The following is a 21,767-nucleotide window of genomic DNA, read 5'->3' on the forward strand; positions in this document are numbered from 1 at the left end:
GAAAACCCCGCTGCGGCGGGGTTTTTCTCTATATAGAATGAAGAGGAATTAATAATGAGGTATCGGAAGCGGCTATTGCTGTTCGTGTTTGCGGCAGCACGGGTTTGGGGGACATCTGTACTGGAAATCGGATTTTCGGACTCGGAGGGATTTTTCGACGGCACCTCCGTGAATACGATTCAGGGGATGAGTGCCCAGCTCGGCTGGATTGCGGAAGATACCGCAGGCATTGGATATATGGTTTGCACCAGCAGTTATAACCGGGCGCAGAATTATGCCGGTTACACGCTGGAAAAAGGTGAGTCGGTGATTATTGAAACCACATTGCGGCTGCAGGGCGATCGTTCGGCGTTTTCCGCAAAAGATCTGTTCAGAATCGGGTTTGCTGAAAAGGCGCAGCATTCCGGGGCGGACACCCCCTCAATCGGGGCTGAGCTTTCTGCACGGGCCGACGGCGGCTATTCGGTGGGTCGCGACGCAGCGGTGGTGGTTATTCCTCCATCGGCTTCCAATGACTGGATTAAAATTTCGCAGGTGATCACCCGCAGCACGCTCTCCAATACATTCACCGGCATCGTCCATGCGTATAATGTAAGCCGGGATACGGATCTGGGAACCACAGCTTCTGCATGGACGCAATCGACTGATGACGGCTCGTGGGGCGGAACCATGCGTCCGGGTTTCCGGGCGTGGAATTTATCGTTTCCGGTTGAGTTGCAGGTGGACCACTGGAAGGTCTATACGCAGGCGGCTGCAGAGCCGCCGCTGGAAACCGAACCGGTTCATCTGCTGATTGATCCGGAGGTGAGTGTGGCCATTGGAGGGCACCTTGAGCTCGACCGCCGGAAATTTATTAACCTGAGCGATGCCGGCCGTAAGTTTGAAACAAGGACGAACAATGATGCTCAGGAAACCTATTATATTGAAGAGCTAGGGATGAACTTCGGCCGCGAACTGGGCGGCGCATACGGAACAACCGGATGGAGCAGCGCGGTTCGTGAGGATTCAGAGAATCCCGGACAGGTAGACATAGCCTATCTAACGAATAACCTGAGGGCTGATAATGGCGGCAGTTCCGCCTGGATGATGGATTCATTCAATCCGAATCTGGATGTGGCCACGCACGACCGATACGGAAGTGTTCCTGATTTTATGGATGCCTGGTATGCAGAAGGAGACAGTGCCAATCATTTACATGCGGTGAATATCAATGCCTATGCGGAATATGTCGCCGCGGTTCTGGAATATGGCTACACCGATTGGACGCGCCCGAAAACGTATGAAATTGTGAATGAGCCGAATTGGCGGGTCTGGCGCGATCAGCGTTTTGCCGATCTTCATACTGCCGTTAAAAATCATGTTCAATCCAATGGGCTGGATGTGGCGGTGGGCGGCCCCTGCATGTCGGTCGGCTATTTTTATAAAAACAACTATCAGAATTTCGGGCTCGATACGTTTATGGCCAATACCGGCTGCGATCTCGATTTTTATTCGTTCCATATTTATGACTACATGAGTTTCGATACGAATAAGAACGATTTTGTCGGGCGGGTTTCCACGGGGCTGCCTATTGAAGGGGTGCTGGATATGGTGGAAAACTATGCACTCAATACGCATGGAAAAACCGTGGATATGGTGCTGAGTGAGCACGGGGGATATATCTCGACCGATCAGGAAGGGGCACTGGATCTGATTGCCGATACTTATTTTCCCAGCAATTCATTTGCCGGAACGGTGTTTGAATGGGAGATGAAGCGGCGGTCGGTGAGTGAACATCTGGCGGTCAGCAGCGCCATCGCGAATACCTTGGCATTTATGAATAATCCCCATGTGGTGCGCAAAGCCGTTCCCTTTATTCTGCTGGAATCAGCGGGATGGAATCCTCGCTATTATTCAACACTGCTGGTGAAAGAAAATTTTGATAAAAACAGTGAGGTGTGGCATGAGTCGACCTATGTGAACTTTTTTAAGTTTTTCCGGAATGTGGAGGGGCGGCGCGTTCGCGTGATGCTTGAGGATCCGGATATTCAGACGCAGGCCTATGTCAGCGGAACAAAGCTGTTTATTCTGATGAATAATCTGGCGGATAGAGCGGACGCTCTTGCCCTGAATCTTCCGACGACCGGAATAGAAACGATTACATTGCGCCGCTTCGGCCGGAACACTGATTTTACGCCGTTTTTCACGGAGACACAGGTGCAGACGCTGGAAGGCCTGCAGATCGGCGCTCGTGAAGCATTGGCCATTGAGATAAACTACAGTACCGGCTTTGCTGAAAAAATGCGTCTCAATGAAGTGCCGTACTATGGAGATCTGGTTCGGCAGGAATTTGCCGGAAGCAGAACATTCAATGTGGCGGTTCCTGAATATGCGCAGGCCCGTTCGGCGATGCTTCGTATTTCCGTGGGCCGTGATTCCGGATTGGATAATGATCTCGACGTGGTTTTTAACGGAACACCACTGGATGTTCCGCTGGAAGACTGCGCCGATCGGCTGGATAACGGCAGTGAATACGGAAGTCTCAAGCTGATTCCGCTACCGGCGAATTTGCTGCAGGCTGAAAATACGATTCAGGTTTCTTTTCCGGGTTCGGGTATCGGCGGTATCGGTTCAGTAGTGATCCGGGCGGCGCTGGAGGAGCCGGATGTTCAGCAGGTCTATGCTGTAAACTGTGCCGGTCCGGAATACATCGCATCCGATGGTACGGTATATCGTGCCGACGCCTATTATTCCGGCGGTTCCGTCGGAATGGACAGCACGTCCGACTTTTCAGGAACCGAAGAAGACACCCTCTATGTTCATGAACGGTATGGTGAAGATTTTTCGTATGCTGTGCCGGTACCTGACGGAGATTATACTGTGACGCTGCATATGGCTGAAAATTGGTTCGATGTCACGAACGGCCGCATTTTCAGTGTGGACCTTGAAGGGGAAAATGTGATCAGCAATCTGGACCTGGTTGCGGAAGCCGGCCGCGCCGTGGCGTACGATCAGCCGTTCAATACCACCGTAAATGACGGGTCACTGGATATTGATTTCTATGCTGCGGTAAACCATGCCAAAATCAATGCCATTAAAGCTGTGCGGGCCGTTGCATCGGGGCCGGTGTATTCCGACTGGGTGCTGCAGCAGGGGCTCAGCCTGAGCAATGCTGTGAAAAGTGTGGATGATGACGGTGATGGATTTGATACCTATGCGGAGTTTATTGCCGATACTGATCCGCTCGATTCGTTGTCGCGTTTTCGAATTGATGAAGCAGGGGCGGAGGATTCCGGTTTCGGTATTTCTTTTCCGTCCTCCAGCAATCGCACGTATACTGTCCGGGTGGCGGGTGAACTGTCCGGAGAGTGGCAGATTTTGACCAACGGTGTTTCAGGCACTGGAAATATGCTCGATATCATCGATCCTGCTCTGAGTTCCAACCGGTTTTACCGTATTGATGTGGAGATTGAATAATCACAGGAAAAGGGAGTGATTTAACGATGAGAATCTCAGTGTTAACTGCAGTTGTTTCGTGTTTTTTTCTGACCCATTCGGCGGAGTCGGCCATCACGGTTGTTTCAGATGATTTCAGTATCTATGCCCCGGGAGTTTCCATTGCCGGGAACTGGGATCCCAAATCGGATGGGGGAAGTCAGGAAGACCTTTTTACCGGCTGGAACAGTGAGTATGCGGTGCTGGATGGAGAGGCGGAATTGAATTATCACATTCCGCACCAGACCGGATTTACAATCGGATCCGGTGGGTCAGCGGTCATCCGTTCTGATTTCCGTTATGTCTATGCCGGCGGCGGAAATATAACGAATTACTTCAACAATCATATTTTCGGTTTGATGATTTCCACTACGCCTGACTGGGAGAGCGGATCGACCGAAGGGTTTTATATTGCTCAGCGTGGCGGGGCCATCGGCAACCGGCTTAATGATGACCCGTGGATTGAAGGGTGGATATCGCACAGTACGCTGGGGGTGAACACGGACAATACCGATACCAGTATTTGGTTTTCGGTGGAGTGGACCATTCGCGATGTGGGCGGGGCGTTGCAAGCACAGGCGGTTCTGACCGATGGAGATTCCGTAAACTATACCTCAACAGAAGAGGAACTCAGCATTCCGACAGGAACCGAGATTTTTGCGGGATACTCCACAGGCTGGAACAATACCGGAATGAGTATCGAGGCATTCGGGAAAATATTGGAAGTGCATATGGACAACTTCTCGGTATGGATGGGCGATCCGGAGCCGGGGAGTGTTTATCCGTTCACTGATTCCTCTAATCTGACGGGCTGGATTGCCTATGAGCCGATGTGGGATGAATTCGACGGTTTTGTGCTGGATGCGGAAAAGTGGGAGCCGCTTTCGTGGGATGGACGAAAGCCGGTTTATCATGAATATAACAATGTGACCCTGTCCAATGGCGTTGCGGTATTGACCACCGACTGGAAAGACGGTCCGGTCGGTTCGGTATCGGAAAGTGAATATTCTATTTCATCGGGGTATTTTCAGAGTACGACGGTTCGTCGTTACGGTTACTTTGAAATCAAATGCCGCGCGCTTGATTTTCCGATTATGACCACCTGGTGGTTGACCGGCGGCAGCAGCTCATTCGGTCGCGAAATTGATATGCTGGAATGCCCGTCCGGAGTCGAAGGGCGCAAAGATTACTATTCCTGTAATTTCCATATCTGGAAAACGCCGACACCGGAGGGCGTGGATGACAACGGAGGAACGTCCATTGCCGATCCAGAGCATTATGATCTGCCGTTTGATATGGTGGATGATTTTCACGTGTACGGGTTCGAGTGGGATAAGGACTCCTGTAAAATCTATATTGACGGCGTGCTTTACCGCACCCGTGAGACCGGAAGTTTTACGGTTGGTCAACGGCTTATGGTAGGGAATGAATACAACAGTTGGCTCAACGATATCGTGGAGATCAATTCCAACCTGCATAAATTGGGGACGTCATATGAGGTAGATTATGTCCGTGCGTGGATTAAGCCGGAAACCGATACGACGTGGTATGTCGATGGAGCCAACGGGGACGACAGTTATTCCGGGCTGAACTGGACCGAGGCCAAAAAAACGATTCCGGCTGCGATTGATGAAGCCTATGACGGTGATTCCATCTGGGTTGCGGGGGGATATTATCCCGAATATCTTACTTTTTACGGTATGCATAATCTGAAGGTGTACGGTGGATTTGCAGTGGGCGATATTTCGATTGAAGATCGCGATTTTATCGAACATCCAACCCTCATTGATACGCCGCCGGATGGGTATTCCGCAGTCAGTATAAAAGGCACTCAGGGCTTCCGGTTTGATGGGTTTACGGTTACGGGAACCACCGGAAATTATGAGCACGGCATTGATATCGAAGGTCCCTGCACCAATGTGGTTATCGCCAACTGCCGGACTATTGACCATAACCCCGCCAACGGTGGCGGAAGCGGTGCCTACGTGGATGGCGTTGATGGGCTGGGACTGACGCAGGTTCGTTTTGAAAACTGCGAATTTTCCGGTAATCAGTCTTTCGGTCAATATGCCGGCGGTGCGGCATTTGGTGCCCGGAACGGTGCGGTGGTGGAGATTGCAGATTCACAGATAATCCATAACGAAACATCAGGAACCGGCGGGTTCCTGCATATGCAGTGGGATGAGGAAAATACATCGATTTTGGTGACCAACTGTCTGATTTCCGCCAACACCAATATGGTTGGGCGCGGTGTGATTCGGCATAATTGCGGTACGGTTGAACTCGTGGACTGCACGATCATCAATAATAGCGCCGACGGTGTCGAATCCGATCAATGGGGATCACCCATGATTACAATTCAACGCAGTCTTATTGCAGGAAACGGGGGTGAAGGCTTCTGGGCCAACCACTCGGATTTTTGGCTTCAGGATAACCTGTTCTTTGACCATCCGGACGGGCATGTGAATTATAACGGGGATAAAAGTACGGAATCGGCCATTAATGGTTTATCACAGGCTTCGGGGAATAGGGTGGGCGATCCAAACTCTATGTTGATCACCTATTCCGACAGCGATCTCGATGAAATGCCGGACTGGTGGGAAGTGGAAAATGAGTTGGATGTGACGGCGGATGATTATGAATCCGACACGGATAATGACGGATCATTTTCCGGGGATGAATTTATTGCCGGAACGAATCCGCAGGATGCGGGAAGTGTTTTCAAGGTAAGCAGTGTTCCGGATGCCGGATCTTTTACCATTTACTTCGATGCCGAACCGGGGCGGTTGTACAGCATCGAAACCAGTGACGATCTTTCCGAGGAATGGAATCTGCTTACCAACGGGATTGCCGGAAATGGAAGCAGAATTGAAATTGTGAATGAATTCCTCTCAAGCAACCGGTTTTACCGCGTAACAGCCGAGCTGAACCAAGGGGTCCAATCTAACTGAAAGGCGTATTTTCGATTCGGGAATTAAATGGTCTAATACTCGGTCGAATTAAATGCAACGGAATGGAATGACGGAATGAATAGAAGATGTTTTCTGGGAACTTCCCTGGCGGCCGGAATGGCCGCCGCAACGCTGGCTGGAAAAAAGCAGCAGCCGAATATTCTATGGATTATCACTGATGATCAGCGGCCGGATTCGCTGGCCTGTTATAACGAAGCAGTACGCGGAACAAAGCTGAGTCCGCTCGGTTATGTGATGTCGCCGAATATTGACCGGCTGGCACAGCAGGGGACGTTGTTCAGTCAGGCTTACTGTAATGCGCCGGCCTGTGCGCCGTCGCGCGCTTCGATGCATACCGGGCAGTATCCGTTCCGCAATGGGGTGTATGGTTTCGAGCAGAATCATCAGGCGGCCGATCCATGCAAAAAGACGATTCCGCAGGTGATGCGCTCGGCGGGCTATACCACCTGCCAGTTCGGTAAGCACGGATACTATATTTTTGACTGGGGCCCCGGACTGACCTGGAAAACAGTTGATCAGTATGACGTGGTTGTGGAAAAGAAAAACGATCTGCAGAAGAGTGGAAAAACCGACTTCTTTCCCGAGACCGTCTGGAGCAAGGAAGGTTCAAAACGCGTGGAGCGGTTCTATTATCCCGATGGCTCGACGAAGGAATATTACACCTCTCGCGGCAAAGGAAAGGATCTGCTGCCCGAAGACGAGGAAAACCGTAAGGCGATTGATCGGGAGCGCGGAATTCTGCGGGCTTATACCCGCGATCAAAGCGGTATGATTATCGGAGGGGAAAGTTCGCAGCCAACGGAAAAAACGCTGGACGGAGAAATTGCCGGTTCGTTTATCCGGTATCTGGAAAACGAGGCGGACACCGGCGAACCGCAGTTTGTGTATCTCGGTTTCCATTTTCCGCATTCGCCCGTACTGCCGGCGAAGGAATTCCGTGATCGCTTTAAAAGGAAGGAAAAAGAGATTCCTTATAAAATACCGGAATTCGATCCCGCGGAAATCGAGCTGGCTCCTGCGCAGTTGAAAAAACTGCACGAAAAAATGAATTTTTCCAATCTTCGGAAAGAGGAAAAACTGCAGGCGATTCGTGATTATTATGCGTTTTGTGCACATGGCGATTCGCAGATAGGCCGATCCATTGACGCTTTTTTGAAATATAATAAAAAAACGGGGCGCGACTGGATTATCGTCTATGTCTGCGGGGATCACAGCTGGCATTTGGGTGAGCAGGGGATTGAAGCCAAATTCGGACCGTGGGATAAATCCACGCACAATGCCGTTATCGCGGCTTCGTCCATTAAAGGTCTTTTCCCTAAAGGAAAGCATGTAGAAAATCTGGTGGAATTTGTCGATTTTGCGCCGACCTTTTATGAGGCCGCCGGGCTGAAAGCTGACGGGCGTGATTTCCAATATCTGGACGGTTCCAGTCTTTGGAAATCCGTGCAGAATGGGCAGCGTGAATATATCGTCGGCGAAATGAATCATGTGGTGGGACCGCGCGCCTACATGCGTTCGCGCGATTTTGCCTTTTCCATGAAGACCCGAAACAAGGATGGAAAGCCGGGCGATAAGTGGGGCGAGAAGCCTGGGGCGAATATCCGTTGGGCGCTCGACTGCCCGCGCGCAGACGCTCAGATGTGTCTTTACGATCTGAGGGTCGATCCGGATGAGCGCTGGAATGTGGCGAATGATCCGAAGTATGAAAAACTTGCGGACTGGTTCCGGAATAAACTCGGTACGATCGTTTTGGGCGATCGCCGGGCGGAGATTAACTGGTCGAAGGAAAATGATTATGTCATCACCGATTTTGCGCTCGGTGCGGACGATAAAAAGTTGGATATTCCGGCCGCAATCATTCCTGAGGTATCATGAATCGGCGCCATTTTATGGCCCTGACTTCAGCGGCGGTTCTGCCGGCATGGGCCGTGGCATCCAAAAAAGTCTTGTTTCTAGGCGATGAGGTTATGTTCGCTTATAAGCCGGACCTGTTAAAGTTGATCGGTGATAAAGCGCATTGCACATTTGTTCCGTTTCCAAAAGTCGGGAAGCCGGATTGGGAAACCTTCTGTAATACGTACGTCTATGGAAAAGGGTATGATGTTATTCATTTTTCCTATGGCCGCGAACTGATGTTTCATGAAAACGGTGAACCGCGGGGAAAAAATGAAGAGACGTGGGGAATTTATACCGGTCTGATTAAAGCGCTCCGGAAATCGGGGGCTTTTCTGGTGGGGTGCACCACGACACCGGTTCGCGGAGCAATGCCGGGTTATGAGGGTGCCGTTGACTGGAATTACAATGCACGGTTTAAACAGATGCTCGGGCCCAGCGGCGTGAAGATTAACGACCTGGGCGACTACACGCGTACACGTTTGTCTGAAATGGTGCAGAATGATTCGAATCTGCCGACGCCTCTCGGTGCTCAGCTGATGGCGGAGCAGGTGGCCAATGCTGTTTTTGAAGCGTTCAATGAAGGACAGGATCCTGACCGGCCGCGTATTCTGATGGTGGGCGATTCAATCGTCGGAGGTTACTACGGTGCTACACGCAACCGGTTCGCCGGCGAGGCCATCGTTTATTCCGGCGGTACCACCTATAATGATGCGCAGCCCGATTGGAAAAAAATCGTGGATGAATATATTGAAAAGGGGGGAGCGCGCGGCTGGGACGTAATTCAGTTCAATTGGGGGCTTCATGCCATGAAGCATGTGGATGCTGATCATAAGACGATCAATGCCGATCAGCCCGGCGCCCGGATTCAGTTTTCGCCGGAGGAGTATATTCAGCAGTTGGAGCTGTTCGTTACGGAATTAAAGCGGACCGGTGCACAGCTGGTTTTTGCAACCACGACCCCGATACCGAAGGATTGTTCAGGATCCATCGTCTTTCTGGATCAGTCGGCGTATAACGAGCCGGCGAAAAAGCTGATGGAACGAGCGGGGATTGCGGTGAATGATCTCTATGCCTTTGTATTGCCCCGGATGAAGGAGCTGATGATTCCTCGGAATGTTCATTTTACCGCTTACGGTTCCGAGCAGCTGGCGGAACAGAATTATTCGGTATTGTGTTCGCTGATCAGCAAGTAAAAGGCCTGAAAAAAGCCCCCGCCTGAACAAGACGGGGGCCGGGGTTTGTTTTAGACGAGGAGACGTCTAAAGCATAAAGCGGCGACGAATAAACAGTACTGCTCCGCCAAACGCAGCAACCAGTCCCAGCGTGGCCGGTTCCGGAATCGAAGAGGTCAGAGTGGCTTGATCCACTTCCAGTTTCGCGACATCGGCCGATGTCGTGAACTGGTATTCCGAGCCCATGTTCAGATACCAGGTTCCGGAGTTTGCGAGATCACCCAAATCGGTACCCGCCAGGCTGTCGGTCCAAACCACAGCGTCTGTGCCGTCGTAATAGTTGATCACCACGTCATATGCCGTTTCGGTCTTCGTAATTACGATTTCGCTGGTAAACCAGTCACTCATGGCATTCGTTGTGGAGCTGAGCCCGATTTCAGAGATGTTGTTCCAACCACCGAATTTCCAGTTTGGCGTTGCGCCCTGTACGGATACGGCGGAACCCCAGATTTGGCCGGGGACCGCATCAGCATCTCTGCGGGTCCACATAGACTTTGCCAGACCGGAGGCTCCTGTGGCATCACCGGAAATGGCAATTCGGCTTGCATACTGGTTGGCTGCACTCAGGCCTGCAGAACCGAGGGTGACTCTTTGCTTGATCTTTGCGGATACCCAGTCTCCGGAGGCTTCCGGGGCAGCGACACCGGTCTGCAGTGTCATGAACTGCGCGTCGGAAGTGGTTTCTGCAATTCCGCCGGTGGTGGTCCAGTTGGCATTTGCCGACCAGCTGCTTAAGGTGTCCATTTGGTCGGTCACTGTAACCATTTCGGCCAGACCGACCGTGGATACGGCGACTATAGACATCAATAGTGCGTATTTCTTCATTGTTATGTTCTCCTATTTGTCCGCCCATGATTTGAATCACCGATTGGTGAGTACGTAAACATCGACATCCTGTAAATCTACACAAGGTTGCTGAGTGACCATAAGTTTATTATTTTAACAATTAGCAGAAGTTGTCAGATTCACGGTTTGGCGGATTTCAATTGAGCACGCATACGGGTATTTCGGCGGGGATTGTGATATTCCGGGAGTCGAAGGTTCGGGCCGGGAAAGGCCCGAATGTATCGATTTCCCGATTAGCCTTGAACTGAGGGGATGGATTTCCAATTATCTGCGCCTTTGCAATCAGTTCCAACCATTGGAAAAGGAGGGCTCCATGCTCGGAAGCGGGGGCATCATTAAAACAGCCATGACCAAACGCGGTTTTAAGCACCGCCGAACCGAGGATCAGTTTACGATCCGGGGCGAATATGCCCGGAATCTCCAGTATGTGTATTCCAAGGAATATCAGACGCGCAGCGGCCTGGTGGTCGATCTGGTCTATTTCTGTACGGATATGCTGAGCGAAAAGCTGGTGATCGGGCTGTATCGGGAGAATCCGACCATTGAAAACGGAGTTTACGACAATCAGACGCGGTCACTGGACCTGCGAAAATTTGATTCTGCGAATCTGGAGAAAGAACTCGATCGGTTGATTTCGCCGATGAAGGACCTCATTTAATTAAGGAGATATAAACATGAACTATGAAGCACTGTTTGCCGAACGCATCGGCGGTACCCAGTTCGGTAAATCCACCGAAATTTATAAGTTTGAAAAAATCAAACGGGCCAAAGCAAAAGCACGTGAGCTGCATCCGGATCTTGAAATCCTGGATTTCGGTGTGGGCGAACCCGACCAGATTGCACCGGCGCCGATTCGCGAAGCCCTGAAGGTGGAGTGCGATAAACCGGAAAACCGCGGCTATGCCGATAACGGCGGACCTGACTTCAAACAGGCGGCTGCGGATTATATGAAAACCTTTTTCGGTGTGGAAGTGGATCCCGCGAAAGAGATTAACCACAGCATCGGCACCAAGCCGGCACTGGCTATGTTGCCGCTGGCTTTTGTGAATCCGGGCGATGTCGTTTTTCAGACGGTTCCGGGGTATCCGGTCATGGCTACGCATTCCAAATATCTCGGTGCCGAGGTGGTGGACATTCCGCTGCTTGAAGAAAATGCATTTCTTCCGGACCTTGGAAAGATTGATCCGGCTCTGGCGGAACGCTGCAAACTGTTTTACATCAACTATCCGAACAATCCGACCGGAGCCGTCGCAACTCCGGAGTTTTATGATGAGCTGATCGCCTTCGCGAAAAAGTACAATATTCTGATTGTGCAGGATGCTCCGTATTCCACGCTGGTATACGATTCTGAACGCATTTCGCTGCTGCAGCGTCCCGGGGCCAAAGACTGTGCCCTCGAACTGCACTCCATGTCGAAAGCCTATAATATGACCGGATGGCGTATTGCCTTTTTCTGTGGAGCTGAATGGGCGGTGAATGCGTTGGCCACCATCAAAGACAACTGCGACAGCGGTCAGTTTCTGGCCATTCAGAAAGCAGCCTGTGCCGGCATTGCGGACATAAGTCTGGCCGACGGTATCCGTGATCATTATGCCAAGCGCCTGCGCAAAATGGCTGAGGTGCTTAGAGAAGTTGGTTTCGATGCAAAAATGCCGGGCGGCACCTTCTTTATGTATTTGAAAGCGCCCAAGGGAGCCGGCGATGTTGTATTTGCCAACGCTGAGGAGGCTTCGCTGTTCCTGATTGAAAACTACGGTATTTCCACGGTGCCGTGGGATAACACCGGGCCGTTTGTGCGTTTCGGTGCCGTTTTTGAATCTGCCGGCGAAGACGACGACGAGCGCGTGCTGAACGAGCTGAAAGAACGTCTGCTGAAGGCAGACCTGAAATTCTGAAAATAGCGGAGGGCGGGAATGGTTTTTTCATCTTCCCGCCCTTAGTGTGTTTGCATGCTCTGGATTGTTTATAACCTGCTGTTTCCGATCGTCTTCCTCTTCATGCTGCCGAAATTTATTTCGCGCATGCTGAAGCGGGGCGGCTACGGGCAGCATTTTGAACAGCGCATCGGCCACTTTGGGCACGGCACCAAAGAAAAGCTGCGGGAACACCGGCGCATCTGGGTGCATGCGGTAAGCGTGGGCGAAATCTATGTGGCACTGCGCTTCATCAAAGCCTATCGGGAAAAACATCCGGCCGCTCATTTCGCGCTGAGCACCACCACGTCCACGGCTCACAGAATCGGATGCAAAGAGATCGATGAGCGGGACGTACTGTTCTACTTTCCCGTCGATCTGCCGATCATCATTAACAAGGTGCTGGGTATCATCAACCCGCAGCGCATTGTTCTGATGGAGGGCGAATTCTGGCCCAATCTGATCCGCCTGGCGGACAAACGGGGTATTCCGATTTCGCTGGTCAACGGCCGCATGTCGGAAAAATCGTATAAAGGCTATAAAAAACTGCGCTCGCTGACGGCGGATATTCTTCGGCGGATAGACCCGATCTGTGTGCAGGGCGAACTCGATGCAAAACGGATGCTGGGCATCGGGGCACCGGAGAATCAGGTGCATATTATGGGTACCGTGAAGTTCGATGTGGCCGAGCGCGATCCGGCCGGCGAAGAGACGGCCCGGACGCTGATGCGGAAAATCGGTGTGCCCGAAAAGGCTGCAGTGCTGCTGGGCGGTTCCACCTGGCCCGGTGAGGAGGATGCGCTGTGCAAAATATACAAAAAACTGCGCACAGCATTTCCGGAACTTTTTCTGGTGCTGGTACCGCGCCATGTTGAGCGTGCGCCGGAAGTGGTCCAGTGTTTGGAAAAGAACGGACTCAGCTTTGTGCGCCGCAGCGAAACAGACGGCTTCCGGACCTTGGAAAAACGGCCCGACGTTTTATTCATCGATACCACCGGTGAATTGCGCAATTTCTATTCGGTGGCGGACATTATTTTTGTGGGTAAAAGTCTCTGTGAAAACGGAGGGCAGAATCCGATCGAGCCGGCGATGTATGGCAAAGCCGTCGTGGTTGGCCCGAATATGGAAAATTTTCCGGCCGTGATGCCGGTCTTTCTGGGACGCCATGCCCTGCTGCAGGTGGCTGACCTGCGGACTTTGGAACAGGCTGTGGAAAACCTGCTGAACGATCCGGCGCAGCGCACGGCCCTTGGGGAGCGGGCCGCCCGGGCGGTGGAGGAAAACCGCGGGGCCATTGAACGTACGGTGGGGCTCATCGGCGAATAGGGTGGACGCACTACGGTCTTTTTGTCACTTTTTAAAAAATTTACAGGAAACGAAATTACGATGTCTGAGAGCGATATTTATAAAAAAAGAGAGCCGATTCCGATGGGAAAAAAGCCGGAGAAAAAGCGTCGCCGGCGACGTTCTGATTCCCATCGGTCATTCGATGACCATACGCGCAAACGGCGGAGTAAAAACAGCGGGCTGCGTCGTCTGCTGCATCTTTCGCGAAAAGCAGAAAATGAAAAGGTGATCTGGACGGCCTTCGGCGTTGGGCTGCTGATTGTGGTGGTGGCGATTGCCATCTGGCAGTTTTTTATTCAGGAACGGCTCGTTCGCCAGGAAGAAAATAACAAAGACTATGCCGAATATCTGCCCGTCATTTCAACAGCAAGCAGTGAGCCGCTGATGGGGGAACATACCGCGTCAGGATCGGCCGGGGACTCAGCCTCGGAATAAGTTCCGCAGTTTATCTGCAAACGTTTCTCCGGTCCCGCCACCGCGTGCATAAGGCGGCGGGCTGACTTCCACATCAATCTGGCCGTCGCGATATCCGGTGAAATGGTTCGCCTGGTGTTCCATCATAACCATGCGCAGCTCCTGCTGGCCGGCAAAATAGATGTAGCCGCCGATGAGGGCCAGAATCAGGTTCATGCTCCAAAGGCCGTAGACGACAAACAGAATGCAGAAATATTTTCCGATCGTTGCCGCCAGCCGGGTGGCTTCCACCCGGTTTTTTTTCAATGCTATCGCCGCACGAAGAACCCGCCCGCCGTCCATCGGGAAGCAGGGCAGAATATTGAAAAACAGAAGTACCAGATTAATGGCTCCGATGAAAAAAAGAACTGAAGATGACGATTGGATGCCTATGAACGTCAGCACCACGCCCAATATCAGGCTCACCGCCGGACCGGCGAGAGCAATCAGTATTTCCTGTTTGGGATGAGTGGGCATATAAGACATGCGGGCAACCCCGCCGAGAATGCCCAGTTCAATATCTTTCACATGTCCGCCCAGCCGGATTGCCGTGAGGGCATGACCGAGTTCATGGAGGGCGACGCTCGCAAAAATACCAATAACGATGACCAGTCCCAGCAGTAGGTTCTGAGAGCTGTAGCGCAGGGCCAGCAACGGCGAAAGAATGAGGAGCGTCATGCTCACCTTGATCGGTATGCCGAAGGCGCTGCCCAGCACAAGTGTGTTGTTTTCCATTTTCATCAAAAGTAGTCCTGTAATGTCAGAAGTCCGACAACCTCTCCCGCTGAAGGTTCAAAAACAAGTCGAATCCATTGCTATGTCACTTAAAGTCTATAAATTTCATACATTGCAATGTATGAAATGAGGGGTGTTGCACTTTGATTTTTTGTCTGATTCGTTGACAGGCCGGAGTAAATATCCTTTTATCCGGAAATTCGGATATATGAATAATGAGTGATATTCTTGATATTTTTAAAGCGTTGGCGGATGAAGGGCGTTTGCGGATTCTGCGTTCGATTGATCAGGCGGAGCTTTCGGTAGCGGAGCTGGTTCAGGCATTGGAAATGCCGCAATCGACGGTGAGCCGGCATTTGAAGCCGATGCGTGAGGCGGGATTGGTGGCGTCGCGGCGCGACGGCACATCGGTCTTCTATAATCGCGGAGAGCTTTTTCGGGATGATGCGTTTGCACGGATTTTGAATGAACGACTGAAGGAAATTTCGGTGGCCAACCGGGATGCGGCGGCGGTGGAACGGGTGCTGGACCTTCGGCGCAGAAAAAGCCGTGATTTTTTTGATGAAATTGCGGGGCGCTACGGAACGTTGACGGAGCCGGGCGGCGGCTGGCAGGCGTTGGCGGCCGGACTGGCGGCCGGATTTTCTGGGAAGCGTGTTGCTGATCTGGGCTGCGGCGAGGGGGCACTTGCTTTATTGCTGGCCCGTTTTGCAGCTTCGGTTACGGCCTACGATCAGTCGGAAAATATGCTGCAGTTGGTATCGGAAAAAGCAAAAGAGCAGAATATAGGGGAGCGGCTTGAGCTGAAGGTCGGTAATCTGGAGGATCTGGATCTGAGCGGTGATGCCTATGATGCGGTATTCATCAGTCAGGCCTTGCACCATACATCGAATCCGGAAGAGGTTATTGAAAAGGCTGCGGACGGACTGAGTGAAGGCGGACAGCTGATCATACTGGATCTTGATCGGCATGAGCACGAGTGGACGCGCGAGGAGTGGGCGGATCAGTGGCTCGGTTTTGAGCGTCTGGAAATCCGCGACTGGTTGACGGATGCGGGACTGGAGCCGATGGTGATTGATTCGCTGCCGGGATCGACGCCTGATCTGTCCGTTCTAATCGTCGTCGGCATTAAGAAATAAGTTTGAGTTTTCATTTCCGTGTTTGGCAACTGGGGCCTGAAGAGGTTGAGTTCCATCGATCGGAAATGTGTGATCTAACATAAAAGGAACAGGAGACTTCCAATGGCTGGAAAAAAGAAAGCTTCGAAAAAGAAAGCATCAAAGAAAAAGGTGCAGGACTATATTATTGCGGACATCGGATTGGCCGGTTTCGGTCGCAAAGAGATGGAGTTGGCGGAATATGAAATGCCGGGTCTGATGGCGCTTCGGGAAAAGTACGGCAAGGAAAAACCGCTGAAGGGTGCACGTATTACCGGATCGCTGCATATGACGATTCAGACGGCTATGCTGATTGAAACCCTGCAGGCGCTGGGTGCGAAAGTGCGTTGGGCGAGCTGTAATATTTTTTCCACGCAGGATCACGCGGCTGCGGCGGTCGCCAAAAAGGGGACGCCGGTTTTTGCGGTGAAAGGTGAAACGCTTGAGCAATATTGGGAATACACCGACCGCATCCTCGACTGGGGCAACGGTACGGGACCGAATGTGATTCTCGATGACGGCGGCGACGCCACTATGTTTGTTCAGGTGGGTTATAAAGCGGAAAAGGATCCGTCAATTCTTGATAAAAAACCGGGGTCCGAAGAAGAAGCTGTTTTTCTGGCGCAGGTGAAAAAAGCCCTGAAAAAGGATCCGAACCGTTTTTCCCGTATTGCAAAGGAAATTCGCGGGGTATCCGAGGAAACGACCACGGGCGTTCATCGTCTGTATCAGCTGGCCGAAAAAGGGGAGTTGCTTTTCCCGGCGTTCAATGTGAACGACTCGGTCACGAAATCCAAGTTCGATAATCTCTATGGATGCCGTCACTCGCTGGTCGATGCCATCATGCGTGCAACGGATGTGATGCTTTCAGGTAAGGTGGCTGTAGTGGCCGGCTATGGTGATGTCGGCAAAGGCTGCGCGCAGTCGCTGGGCGGTCAGGGTGCCCGCGTGATCGTTACTGAAATTGACCCGATCTGTGCGCTGCAGGCGGCGATGGAGGGGTATGAAGTGATGAATATGGATGACGCCTGTCTGCTGGGCGATGTCTTTGTGACCACCACGGGAAACTGCGATGTCATCACGGAGCGCCACATGAAAAAAATGAAGGATATGGCGATCGTCTGTAACATCGGCCACTTTGATTCCGAGATTCAGGTGGAAAAGATGAAGAAGTACAAGTGGACGAACATTAAACCGCAGGTCGATAAAATCACCATGCCGAAGGGGCACAGCATTATTCTGTTGGCCGAAGGTCGTCTGGTGAATCTCGGCTGTGCGACCGGACACCCGAGTTTTGTGATGTCGAACAGCTTCACGAATCAGGTGCTGGCGCAGATGGAACTGTACTGCAATCCCGGCAAATATCCGATTGGTGTGTACACACTGCCGAAGATTCTCGACGAGGAAGTGGCGCGTCTGCACCTCGAAAAGATCGGAGTCAAGCTCGATACGCTGACGCACAAGCAGGCCAAATACCTCGGTATTCCGAAAGACGGCCCGTTCAAACCGGAGCATTACCGGTACTAGGCTTTCCAAGTATTGGAAATGGAAAGGGGCGGTTGCACAACCGCCCCTTTTTTAATTGCGGGTCTGCAACCGATAAGAGCGGGGCGTTTGACCGGCCCAGCGCTTAAATGCGCGGTTGAAGGCGCTCTGTTCCGAGAACCCGGTGAGAAAGGCGATCTCGCTCAGGGAATATTCCGACTGTATCAGAAGGCGTTGTGCAAGTTCGCGGCGGGATTCATCGACCAGTTGTTTGAATGACAGGTCCTGTTCGGCGAGGCGTCGTTGCAGGGTGCGGGAGCTCATACCCAGGCGCCGGGAAATTATCTCTATGGAGGGAGCGCCTTCGCTCAGGGATTGGGAAACCTGGATGCTGACCCGCTTGTTCAGGCCGTGCCGGTCGGACCGTTCGGCAAGCTCGGTTTCAAGATGCGCATCGAAGAATGCGCAGATGGTTGCATCTCCAAGCCGGTTGGGCGTGGCCAACGTTTCTTCGGAAACTAAAACGGCATCGCAATCCGCCTCGAAATGCACCGGGCAGCCGAAGTAGGTTTCATGCTTATCCGGGCGCTCGGGAGCCGGGTGTTTGAAGAACACCGCTTCGGGGACAACGTCCTGGGTGCTTACTTCCCGGCTTATTTTTACGATGGCGGCGATGGTCTGTTCATTGGAGAGGCGCAGGCCCAGACGGCGCTCTCCTGCGCGGTGGAGCATCATGTAGATTTTATTGCCTTCAGTGTGCAGCTCATGGGCAGATACGCTGGTCAGGACTTCACCGTATCGCACGGCCCGCATGTAAGATCCGCGCAGGTCAACGGCCGACTTCCACGCCAGTCCGAAGGCTCCGTAGTCATCACATACCATCGAATCGCCGACCGCCAGGGAAAGGGATGCGCCCAGCGGGCTGGCATGTGCCGCCTGCTCGCAGAGTTGATAATAATCCGATGCGGGGATCATGCGTTTGGGATCCACCGGTGCGTCCGGATCAACGCCGATACTGCGAAGTAATTCGACGCGTTTTTCTTCGGCGCCGGCTTCGCTCTGAAACGCCGCATAGGCCACTTTATGCGCAAACAGTAAAGAAATCTGTCCCATGGCCCTACCTAAGCAATCCCGCGCCGCTCATGCAATCCCGATGCCGATACAATTGCCGGGGGAAGGGGACGGTTGGCAGTGGGGGTTAATAAATTGACGCGGGCGGTCAATACGTTTGCACAGGGTTTCTGTCAGGTTGCATGCATTAACACAGAACGTGAATCAACACGATTAACCTGAAAGGACAAAAATGATGAAACCGAATACATGCAGTTATACCCGGGAAGGTCTGATCCTGGTTCTCGGCGGCACGGGAAAAACCGGCCGTCGCGTGGCCTCGCGTCTGGAAGCGCTGGGGCGGGAAGTTCGCATCGGTTCGCGCAGCGGAGTGCCGGCGTTTGACTGGAATCATGAAGCGGGGTGGAGCACCTGTCTGGAGGGAGTCGATGCCGTATATATCAATTATGCGCCCGACCTGGCGATTGACGGTGCCACGGATTCCATTGCGCGGTTTGTGGACAAGGCCCGGGAGCTTGGGGTCCGTCAGCTGGTTCTGTTGTCCGGGCGCGGGGAGTCGGAAGCACAGGCGTGTGAGCGCATTGTTCAGGAGAGCGGATTGGACTGGACGGTGGTCCGGGCGGGCTGGTTCAACCAGAACTTTTCGGAAGGCGCCTTTAACGACATGGTGCAGGCCGGGGTGATTACACTCCCGGCCGGGAGTGTTCGTGAGCCGTTTATTGATGTGGATGACATCGCCGACGTTATTGCGGCTGCGCTCACCGAGCCCGGGCATACCGGCGAAGTTTACGAGGTCACCGGTCCGCGCCTCATGAGGCTGGCCGATGTCGCAGCGGATTTGTCTTCCGCCACCGGGCGCGACATCCGTTATGAAGCAATTCCGCACGAGGCCTTTGTGGGTGCAGTGAAGGAATCCGGAGCTCCGGACGATGTGGTCTGGCTGATGGACTATCTGTTCTCCACCGTGCTGGATGGCCGGAATGCGTATATCACCAACGGGGTAGAGCGGGCGCTCAAACGGCCTGCCCGGGATTTCCGCGATTATGCCGAAGAGGCGGCGGCCACCGGAGTCTGGGAAGAGCGGTCATGAAAAAGCGATTCATTCCGGGCTATCTCATTCTCTCCGGCGTGATGCTGTTGTTCATCGGATGTTCGATTCTGGCGGTGCCGGACTCGTTCTTTGCCGGGAACGGCATTGCGCTCGGCGAAGATCCCAGCCTGCGATCAGAAATCAGGGCGCCCGGCGCCATGCTGGCGGGTGCTGCACTGGTAATCCTTACCGGGGTGTTCCGGCCGTCTCATCGTCCGGTCGGCCTGCTGCTCTGCGTTCTTGTCTTCGGGGCTTTCGGGATCGCGAGACTGATCAGCATGATGCTTGACGGAATACCGTCGCAGGGAATCATCATCGCGGCTGCCATTGAGCTTGTGCGGTGCGTTTCCGGCCGTCCGGGGGTTCGGTAAAGGGGCCGCAGGCGTTCCTGCCTGAGCAGCATGGCGGCAGGATAATGTTAAAGGTCGAAAGTCCCTTTGGGGCTTTCGACCTTATTTAAATGAGTCGCCCGGCTCGCCGGACGGGTTATTTTTCGGTTTCGATGCAGTAGGATTCGGTGATGACAACATCCATGCGCGGTGCATCATCCGGTACCGGGAGGTCTTTCAGTCGCTGGGCATCGATGGCGAGACCGATAACGGGCGCATTGTAGAATTTCAACAGATCGTCATAGAAATCGAGATCTTCACCCAAGCGCCGGCCTTCGTTGTCGAATGCAACCCCCGGGACGAGAATCAGGTCGAGTTCATCCGCATCGACGAAAACCGGTTCAACGGGTTCGACGGTTCCGTATGTATTGCGTTTGAAGGTTTCGCCCATTGCAGCCATGCGGTAAATGCCGAGCGTCTCATCAAGGGCGGGGATGTAGAACTGCCGCTCATTCTGTGTCATGAGGTGGGTAACATCGATCTGTTCCGGCTGGGGGGCATAGGCTCCTATTTTTTCAGCGGCGACATAAGCCGGATGCGATTTAAGCCGTTTTACCGCCAGAAATCCGTTTGCTTCAACAATCGGCAGGCCCATGCTGTGCAGCTGGTTTTTTACATAAGTGCGGGTTTCTTCAGGGGTCATGTTTTTTCCTGTTAAATAAAGAGCGCCATGGAGGCGGCATAGAGCACAATCATACTGACCGCGACGGCCAGAGAGGCGGTTCGGGTTTTTGTTTTAAGCAGAAGCCAGCCGGCCAGTGTGAGCACAAAAATAAGTGCCACGCTCGTCCAATGTTTGGAAGAGGCCTTTGCCAGCATGCTGTCTCCGCGCATGGCGAGGTCGGCCACGAAAATGATCAGCAGGTTGAACATGTTGCTGCCGAGCACGTTTCCGACCGCCATATCCAGAAATCCGAGGCGGATACTGCTGAATGAGATGACCAGTTCGGGCAGGCTGGTGGAAATGGCCAGGAAAATGGTACCGATAAGACTGGCTTCGAGGCCGAACCCGCCCTGTTCCGGCGGAAGCGCCATTCGGCTTCCGAGAATGGAGAGAATAACGCCGCCGCCGATAATAAGTGCGCAGAGACCAAGCAGAATACTGTAAAAGCGCGTTGCCGGCATATGGGCAAGGGCATCTTCTTCAGGCAGATGTTCCTCCGTTTCTTCGGCGGCATTTTTAAGTTGCCGGTGTTCGCGAAACAGTACACCGAGGTAAAATACCGGCAGGGCAAGCACCAGTGCCGAGCAGTCGAGCCCGGGAATTATCCAGCTTTCGCGCGGGGCGCGGATGTAGGCGGCGGCGAAGAGGCCCAGCATGAGGAGGCCGTAGATGATGGAAGAGGTGTGCGAAGATTTCATCGCTGCGGGCTTGAAGTGTTTGGTGAAAAAAATCGCCATAAATGCAAGAATCAGCAGGTTGAAGACATTCGATCCCAGCATGTTTCCGGTGGCCAGGTCGGCTCCGTCGGCCGCTGTTGCCGCATTAAATACCGACGTCAGCGAAACGACGAGTTCCGGAAGACTGGTGACTCCCGCCAGAAAGATCAGGCCGATCAGGCCGTTGCCCAGACCCGTGCGGTCGCCCAGCGCATCGCCGTACATGCTCAGTTTAATTCCGGTAACCACCACGAGGGCCGCAGTGGCGATAAAAGCGAGTACCAGTCCGGATTGTGTGCCGATCAGTTGTTCAAAGCATTGCATGTG

At 52.9% G+C, this 21,767-nt stretch carries 17 protein-coding genes; 12 read left to right on the plus strand and 5 right to left on the minus strand.

Features of this window, described 5'->3' with window-relative positions; all coding sequences use genetic code 11:
- Window positions 1-54 precede the first annotated feature (54 nt).
- The 4 genes from P9H32_RS02240 (at window position 55) to P9H32_RS02255 (ending at window position 9,535) form a co-directional block, all read left to right on the plus strand.
- Window positions 55-3,456 carry a malectin domain-containing carbohydrate-binding protein gene (locus P9H32_RS02240; protein ID WP_322607233.1) on the plus strand — a complete coding sequence of 1,134 codons (3,402 nt, stop codon included), beginning with the start codon at window positions 55-57 and terminating at the stop codon, window positions 3,454-3,456.
- Between the two features lie 26 nt (window positions 3,457-3,482).
- Entirely contained in the window at window positions 3,483-6,425 is a 2,943-nt protein-coding gene (locus P9H32_RS02245; protein WP_322607234.1) for a family 16 glycosylhydrolase, read from the plus strand.
- Window positions 6,426-6,500: 75 nt separating this feature from the next.
- Window positions 6,501-8,321 (plus strand): sulfatase-like hydrolase/transferase, encoded by a 1,821-nt coding sequence (locus P9H32_RS02250; protein WP_322607235.1) that lies wholly within the window; start codon window positions 6,501-6,503, stop codon window positions 8,319-8,321.
- Entirely contained in the window at window positions 8,318-9,535 is a 1,218-nt protein-coding gene (locus P9H32_RS02255) for an SGNH/GDSL hydrolase family protein (protein ID WP_322607236.1), read from the plus strand. Before P9H32_RS02250 ends, P9H32_RS02255 begins: the two co-directional genes overlap by 4 nt.
- A 66-nt stretch (window positions 9,536-9,601) precedes the next feature.
- Here P9H32_RS02255 and P9H32_RS02260 read toward each other — a convergent pair whose 3' ends face one another.
- Window positions 9,602-10,399 carry a PEP-CTERM sorting domain-containing protein gene (locus P9H32_RS02260; RefSeq protein ID WP_322607237.1) on the minus strand — a complete coding sequence of 266 codons (798 nt, stop codon included), beginning with the start codon at window positions 10,397-10,399 and terminating at the stop codon, window positions 9,602-9,604.
- A gap of 334 nt (window positions 10,400-10,733) precedes the next feature.
- Between P9H32_RS02260 and P9H32_RS02265 the strand changes: the two genes are divergently transcribed.
- From P9H32_RS02265 to P9H32_RS02280, 4 genes are read left to right on the plus strand one after another with little or no spacing between them, the layout of a single operon-like run.
- Window positions 10,734-11,078, plus strand: a complete 345-nt coding sequence (locus tag P9H32_RS02265; protein ID WP_322607238.1) for a hypothetical protein — start codon at window positions 10,734-10,736, stop codon at window positions 11,076-11,078.
- A 16-nt stretch (window positions 11,079-11,094) separates the two neighbouring features.
- Entirely contained in the window at window positions 11,095-12,315 is a 1,221-nt protein-coding gene (locus P9H32_RS02270) for an aminotransferase class I/II-fold pyridoxal phosphate-dependent enzyme (RefSeq protein WP_322607239.1), read from the plus strand.
- Between the two features lie 54 nt (window positions 12,316-12,369).
- Window positions 12,370-13,659, plus strand: a complete 1,290-nt coding sequence (locus tag P9H32_RS02275) for a 3-deoxy-D-manno-octulosonic acid transferase (protein WP_322607240.1) — start codon at window positions 12,370-12,372, stop codon at window positions 13,657-13,659.
- A gap of 60 nt (window positions 13,660-13,719) precedes the next feature.
- Complete coding sequence (locus P9H32_RS02280) at window positions 13,720-14,115, plus strand: hypothetical protein (RefSeq protein ID WP_322607241.1); 396 nt, start codon at window positions 13,720-13,722, stop codon at window positions 14,113-14,115.
- On the opposite strand, the gene P9H32_RS02285 is transcribed toward P9H32_RS02280, so the two are convergent.
- On the minus strand, window positions 14,101-14,874 hold the full coding sequence (locus P9H32_RS02285; RefSeq protein ID WP_322607242.1) for a site-2 protease family protein: 774 nt from the start codon (window positions 14,872-14,874) through the stop codon (window positions 14,101-14,103). The genes P9H32_RS02280 and P9H32_RS02285 overlap by 15 nt on opposite strands.
- Window positions 14,875-15,083: 209 nt before the next feature.
- Between P9H32_RS02285 and P9H32_RS02290 the strand changes: the two genes are divergently transcribed.
- The gene (locus tag P9H32_RS02290; protein WP_322607243.1) at window positions 15,084-16,007 is read left to right on the plus strand and encodes an ArsR/SmtB family transcription factor; all 924 of its coding nucleotides are present in this window, start codon (window positions 15,084-15,086) and stop codon (window positions 16,005-16,007) included.
- A gap of 102 nt (window positions 16,008-16,109) precedes the next feature.
- Window positions 16,110-17,552: an adenosylhomocysteinase gene (gene ahcY / locus P9H32_RS02295; RefSeq protein ID WP_322607244.1), complete on the plus strand. Its 1,443-nt coding sequence runs from the start codon at window positions 16,110-16,112 to the stop codon at window positions 17,550-17,552.
- A gap of 51 nt (window positions 17,553-17,603) precedes the next feature.
- Here ahcY and P9H32_RS02300 read toward each other — a convergent pair whose 3' ends face one another.
- On the minus strand, window positions 17,604-18,623 hold the full coding sequence (locus P9H32_RS02300) for an AraC family transcriptional regulator (RefSeq protein WP_322607245.1): 1,020 nt from the start codon (window positions 18,621-18,623) through the stop codon (window positions 17,604-17,606).
- Between the two features lie 190 nt (window positions 18,624-18,813).
- Here P9H32_RS02300 and P9H32_RS02305 point away from each other — a divergent pair, with 190 nt between their 5' ends.
- Window positions 18,814-19,671 carry an NAD(P)H-binding protein gene (locus P9H32_RS02305; protein WP_322607246.1) on the plus strand — a complete coding sequence of 286 codons (858 nt, stop codon included), beginning with the start codon at window positions 18,814-18,816 and terminating at the stop codon, window positions 19,669-19,671.
- The gene (locus tag P9H32_RS02310; protein WP_322607247.1) at window positions 19,668-20,042 is read left to right on the plus strand and encodes a DUF4345 domain-containing protein; all 375 of its coding nucleotides are present in this window, start codon (window positions 19,668-19,670) and stop codon (window positions 20,040-20,042) included. Before P9H32_RS02305 ends, P9H32_RS02310 begins: the two co-directional genes overlap by 4 nt.
- Before the next feature lie 115 nt (window positions 20,043-20,157).
- Here the strand turns inward: P9H32_RS02310 and P9H32_RS02315 are convergent, their stop codons facing one another.
- Both P9H32_RS02315 and P9H32_RS02320 read right to left on the minus strand, forming a co-directional pair.
- Entirely contained in the window at window positions 20,158-20,703 is a 546-nt protein-coding gene (locus P9H32_RS02315) for a 5-formyltetrahydrofolate cyclo-ligase (RefSeq protein WP_322607248.1), read from the minus strand.
- An 11-nt stretch (window positions 20,704-20,714) separates the two neighbouring features.
- Window positions 20,715-21,764, minus strand: coding sequence for a sodium:calcium antiporter (locus tag P9H32_RS02320; protein WP_322607249.1), 1,050 nt, complete (start codon window positions 21,762-21,764; stop codon window positions 20,715-20,717).
- Window positions 21,765-21,767 lie beyond the last annotated feature (3 nt).

This window comes from Pontiella agarivorans (assembly GCF_034531395.1).
Lineage (GTDB): Bacteria > Verrucomicrobiota > Kiritimatiellia > Kiritimatiellales > Pontiellaceae > Pontiella > Pontiella agarivorans.

What these genes read in the sequence shown, in the direction of transcription:
- P9H32_RS02240 (WP_322607233.1), top strand. Translation starts at nt 55, where the DNA reads ATGAGGTATCGGAAGCGGCTATTGCTGTTCGTGTTTGCGGCAGCACGG.
- P9H32_RS02245 (WP_322607234.1), top strand. Translation starts at nt 3,483, where the DNA reads ATGAGAATCTCAGTGTTAACTGCAGTTGTTTCGTGTTTTTTTCTGACC.
- P9H32_RS02250 (WP_322607235.1), top strand. Translation starts at nt 6,501, where the DNA reads ATGAATAGAAGATGTTTTCTGGGAACTTCCCTGGCGGCCGGAATGGCC.
- P9H32_RS02255 (WP_322607236.1), top strand. Translation starts at nt 8,318, where the DNA reads ATGAATCGGCGCCATTTTATGGCCCTGACTTCAGCGGCGGTTCTGCCG.
- P9H32_RS02260 (WP_322607237.1), bottom strand. Translation starts at nt 10,399, where the DNA reads ATGAAGAAATACGCACTATTGATGTCTATAGTCGCCGTATCCACGGTC.
- P9H32_RS02265 (WP_322607238.1), top strand. Translation starts at nt 10,734, where the DNA reads ATGCTCGGAAGCGGGGGCATCATTAAAACAGCCATGACCAAACGCGGT.
- P9H32_RS02270 (WP_322607239.1), top strand. Translation starts at nt 11,095, where the DNA reads ATGAACTATGAAGCACTGTTTGCCGAACGCATCGGCGGTACCCAGTTC.
- P9H32_RS02275 (WP_322607240.1), top strand. Translation starts at nt 12,370, where the DNA reads ATGCTCTGGATTGTTTATAACCTGCTGTTTCCGATCGTCTTCCTCTTC.
- P9H32_RS02280 (WP_322607241.1), top strand. Translation starts at nt 13,720, where the DNA reads ATGTCTGAGAGCGATATTTATAAAAAAAGAGAGCCGATTCCGATGGGA.
- P9H32_RS02285 (WP_322607242.1), bottom strand. Translation starts at nt 14,874, where the DNA reads ATGAAAATGGAAAACAACACACTTGTGCTGGGCAGCGCCTTCGGCATA.
- P9H32_RS02290 (WP_322607243.1), top strand. Translation starts at nt 15,084, where the DNA reads ATGAGTGATATTCTTGATATTTTTAAAGCGTTGGCGGATGAAGGGCGT.
- ahcY (WP_322607244.1), top strand. Translation starts at nt 16,110, where the DNA reads ATGGCTGGAAAAAAGAAAGCTTCGAAAAAGAAAGCATCAAAGAAAAAG.
- P9H32_RS02300 (WP_322607245.1), bottom strand. Translation starts at nt 18,623, where the DNA reads ATGGGACAGATTTCTTTACTGTTTGCGCATAAAGTGGCCTATGCGGCG.
- P9H32_RS02305 (WP_322607246.1), top strand. Translation starts at nt 18,814, where the DNA reads ATGATGAAACCGAATACATGCAGTTATACCCGGGAAGGTCTGATCCTG.
- P9H32_RS02310 (WP_322607247.1), top strand. Translation starts at nt 19,668, where the DNA reads ATGAAAAAGCGATTCATTCCGGGCTATCTCATTCTCTCCGGCGTGATG.
- P9H32_RS02315 (WP_322607248.1), bottom strand. Translation starts at nt 20,703, where the DNA reads ATGACCCCTGAAGAAACCCGCACTTATGTAAAAAACCAGCTGCACAGC.
- P9H32_RS02320 (WP_322607249.1), bottom strand. Translation starts at nt 21,764, where the DNA reads ATGCAATGCTTTGAACAACTGATCGGCACACAATCCGGACTGGTACTC.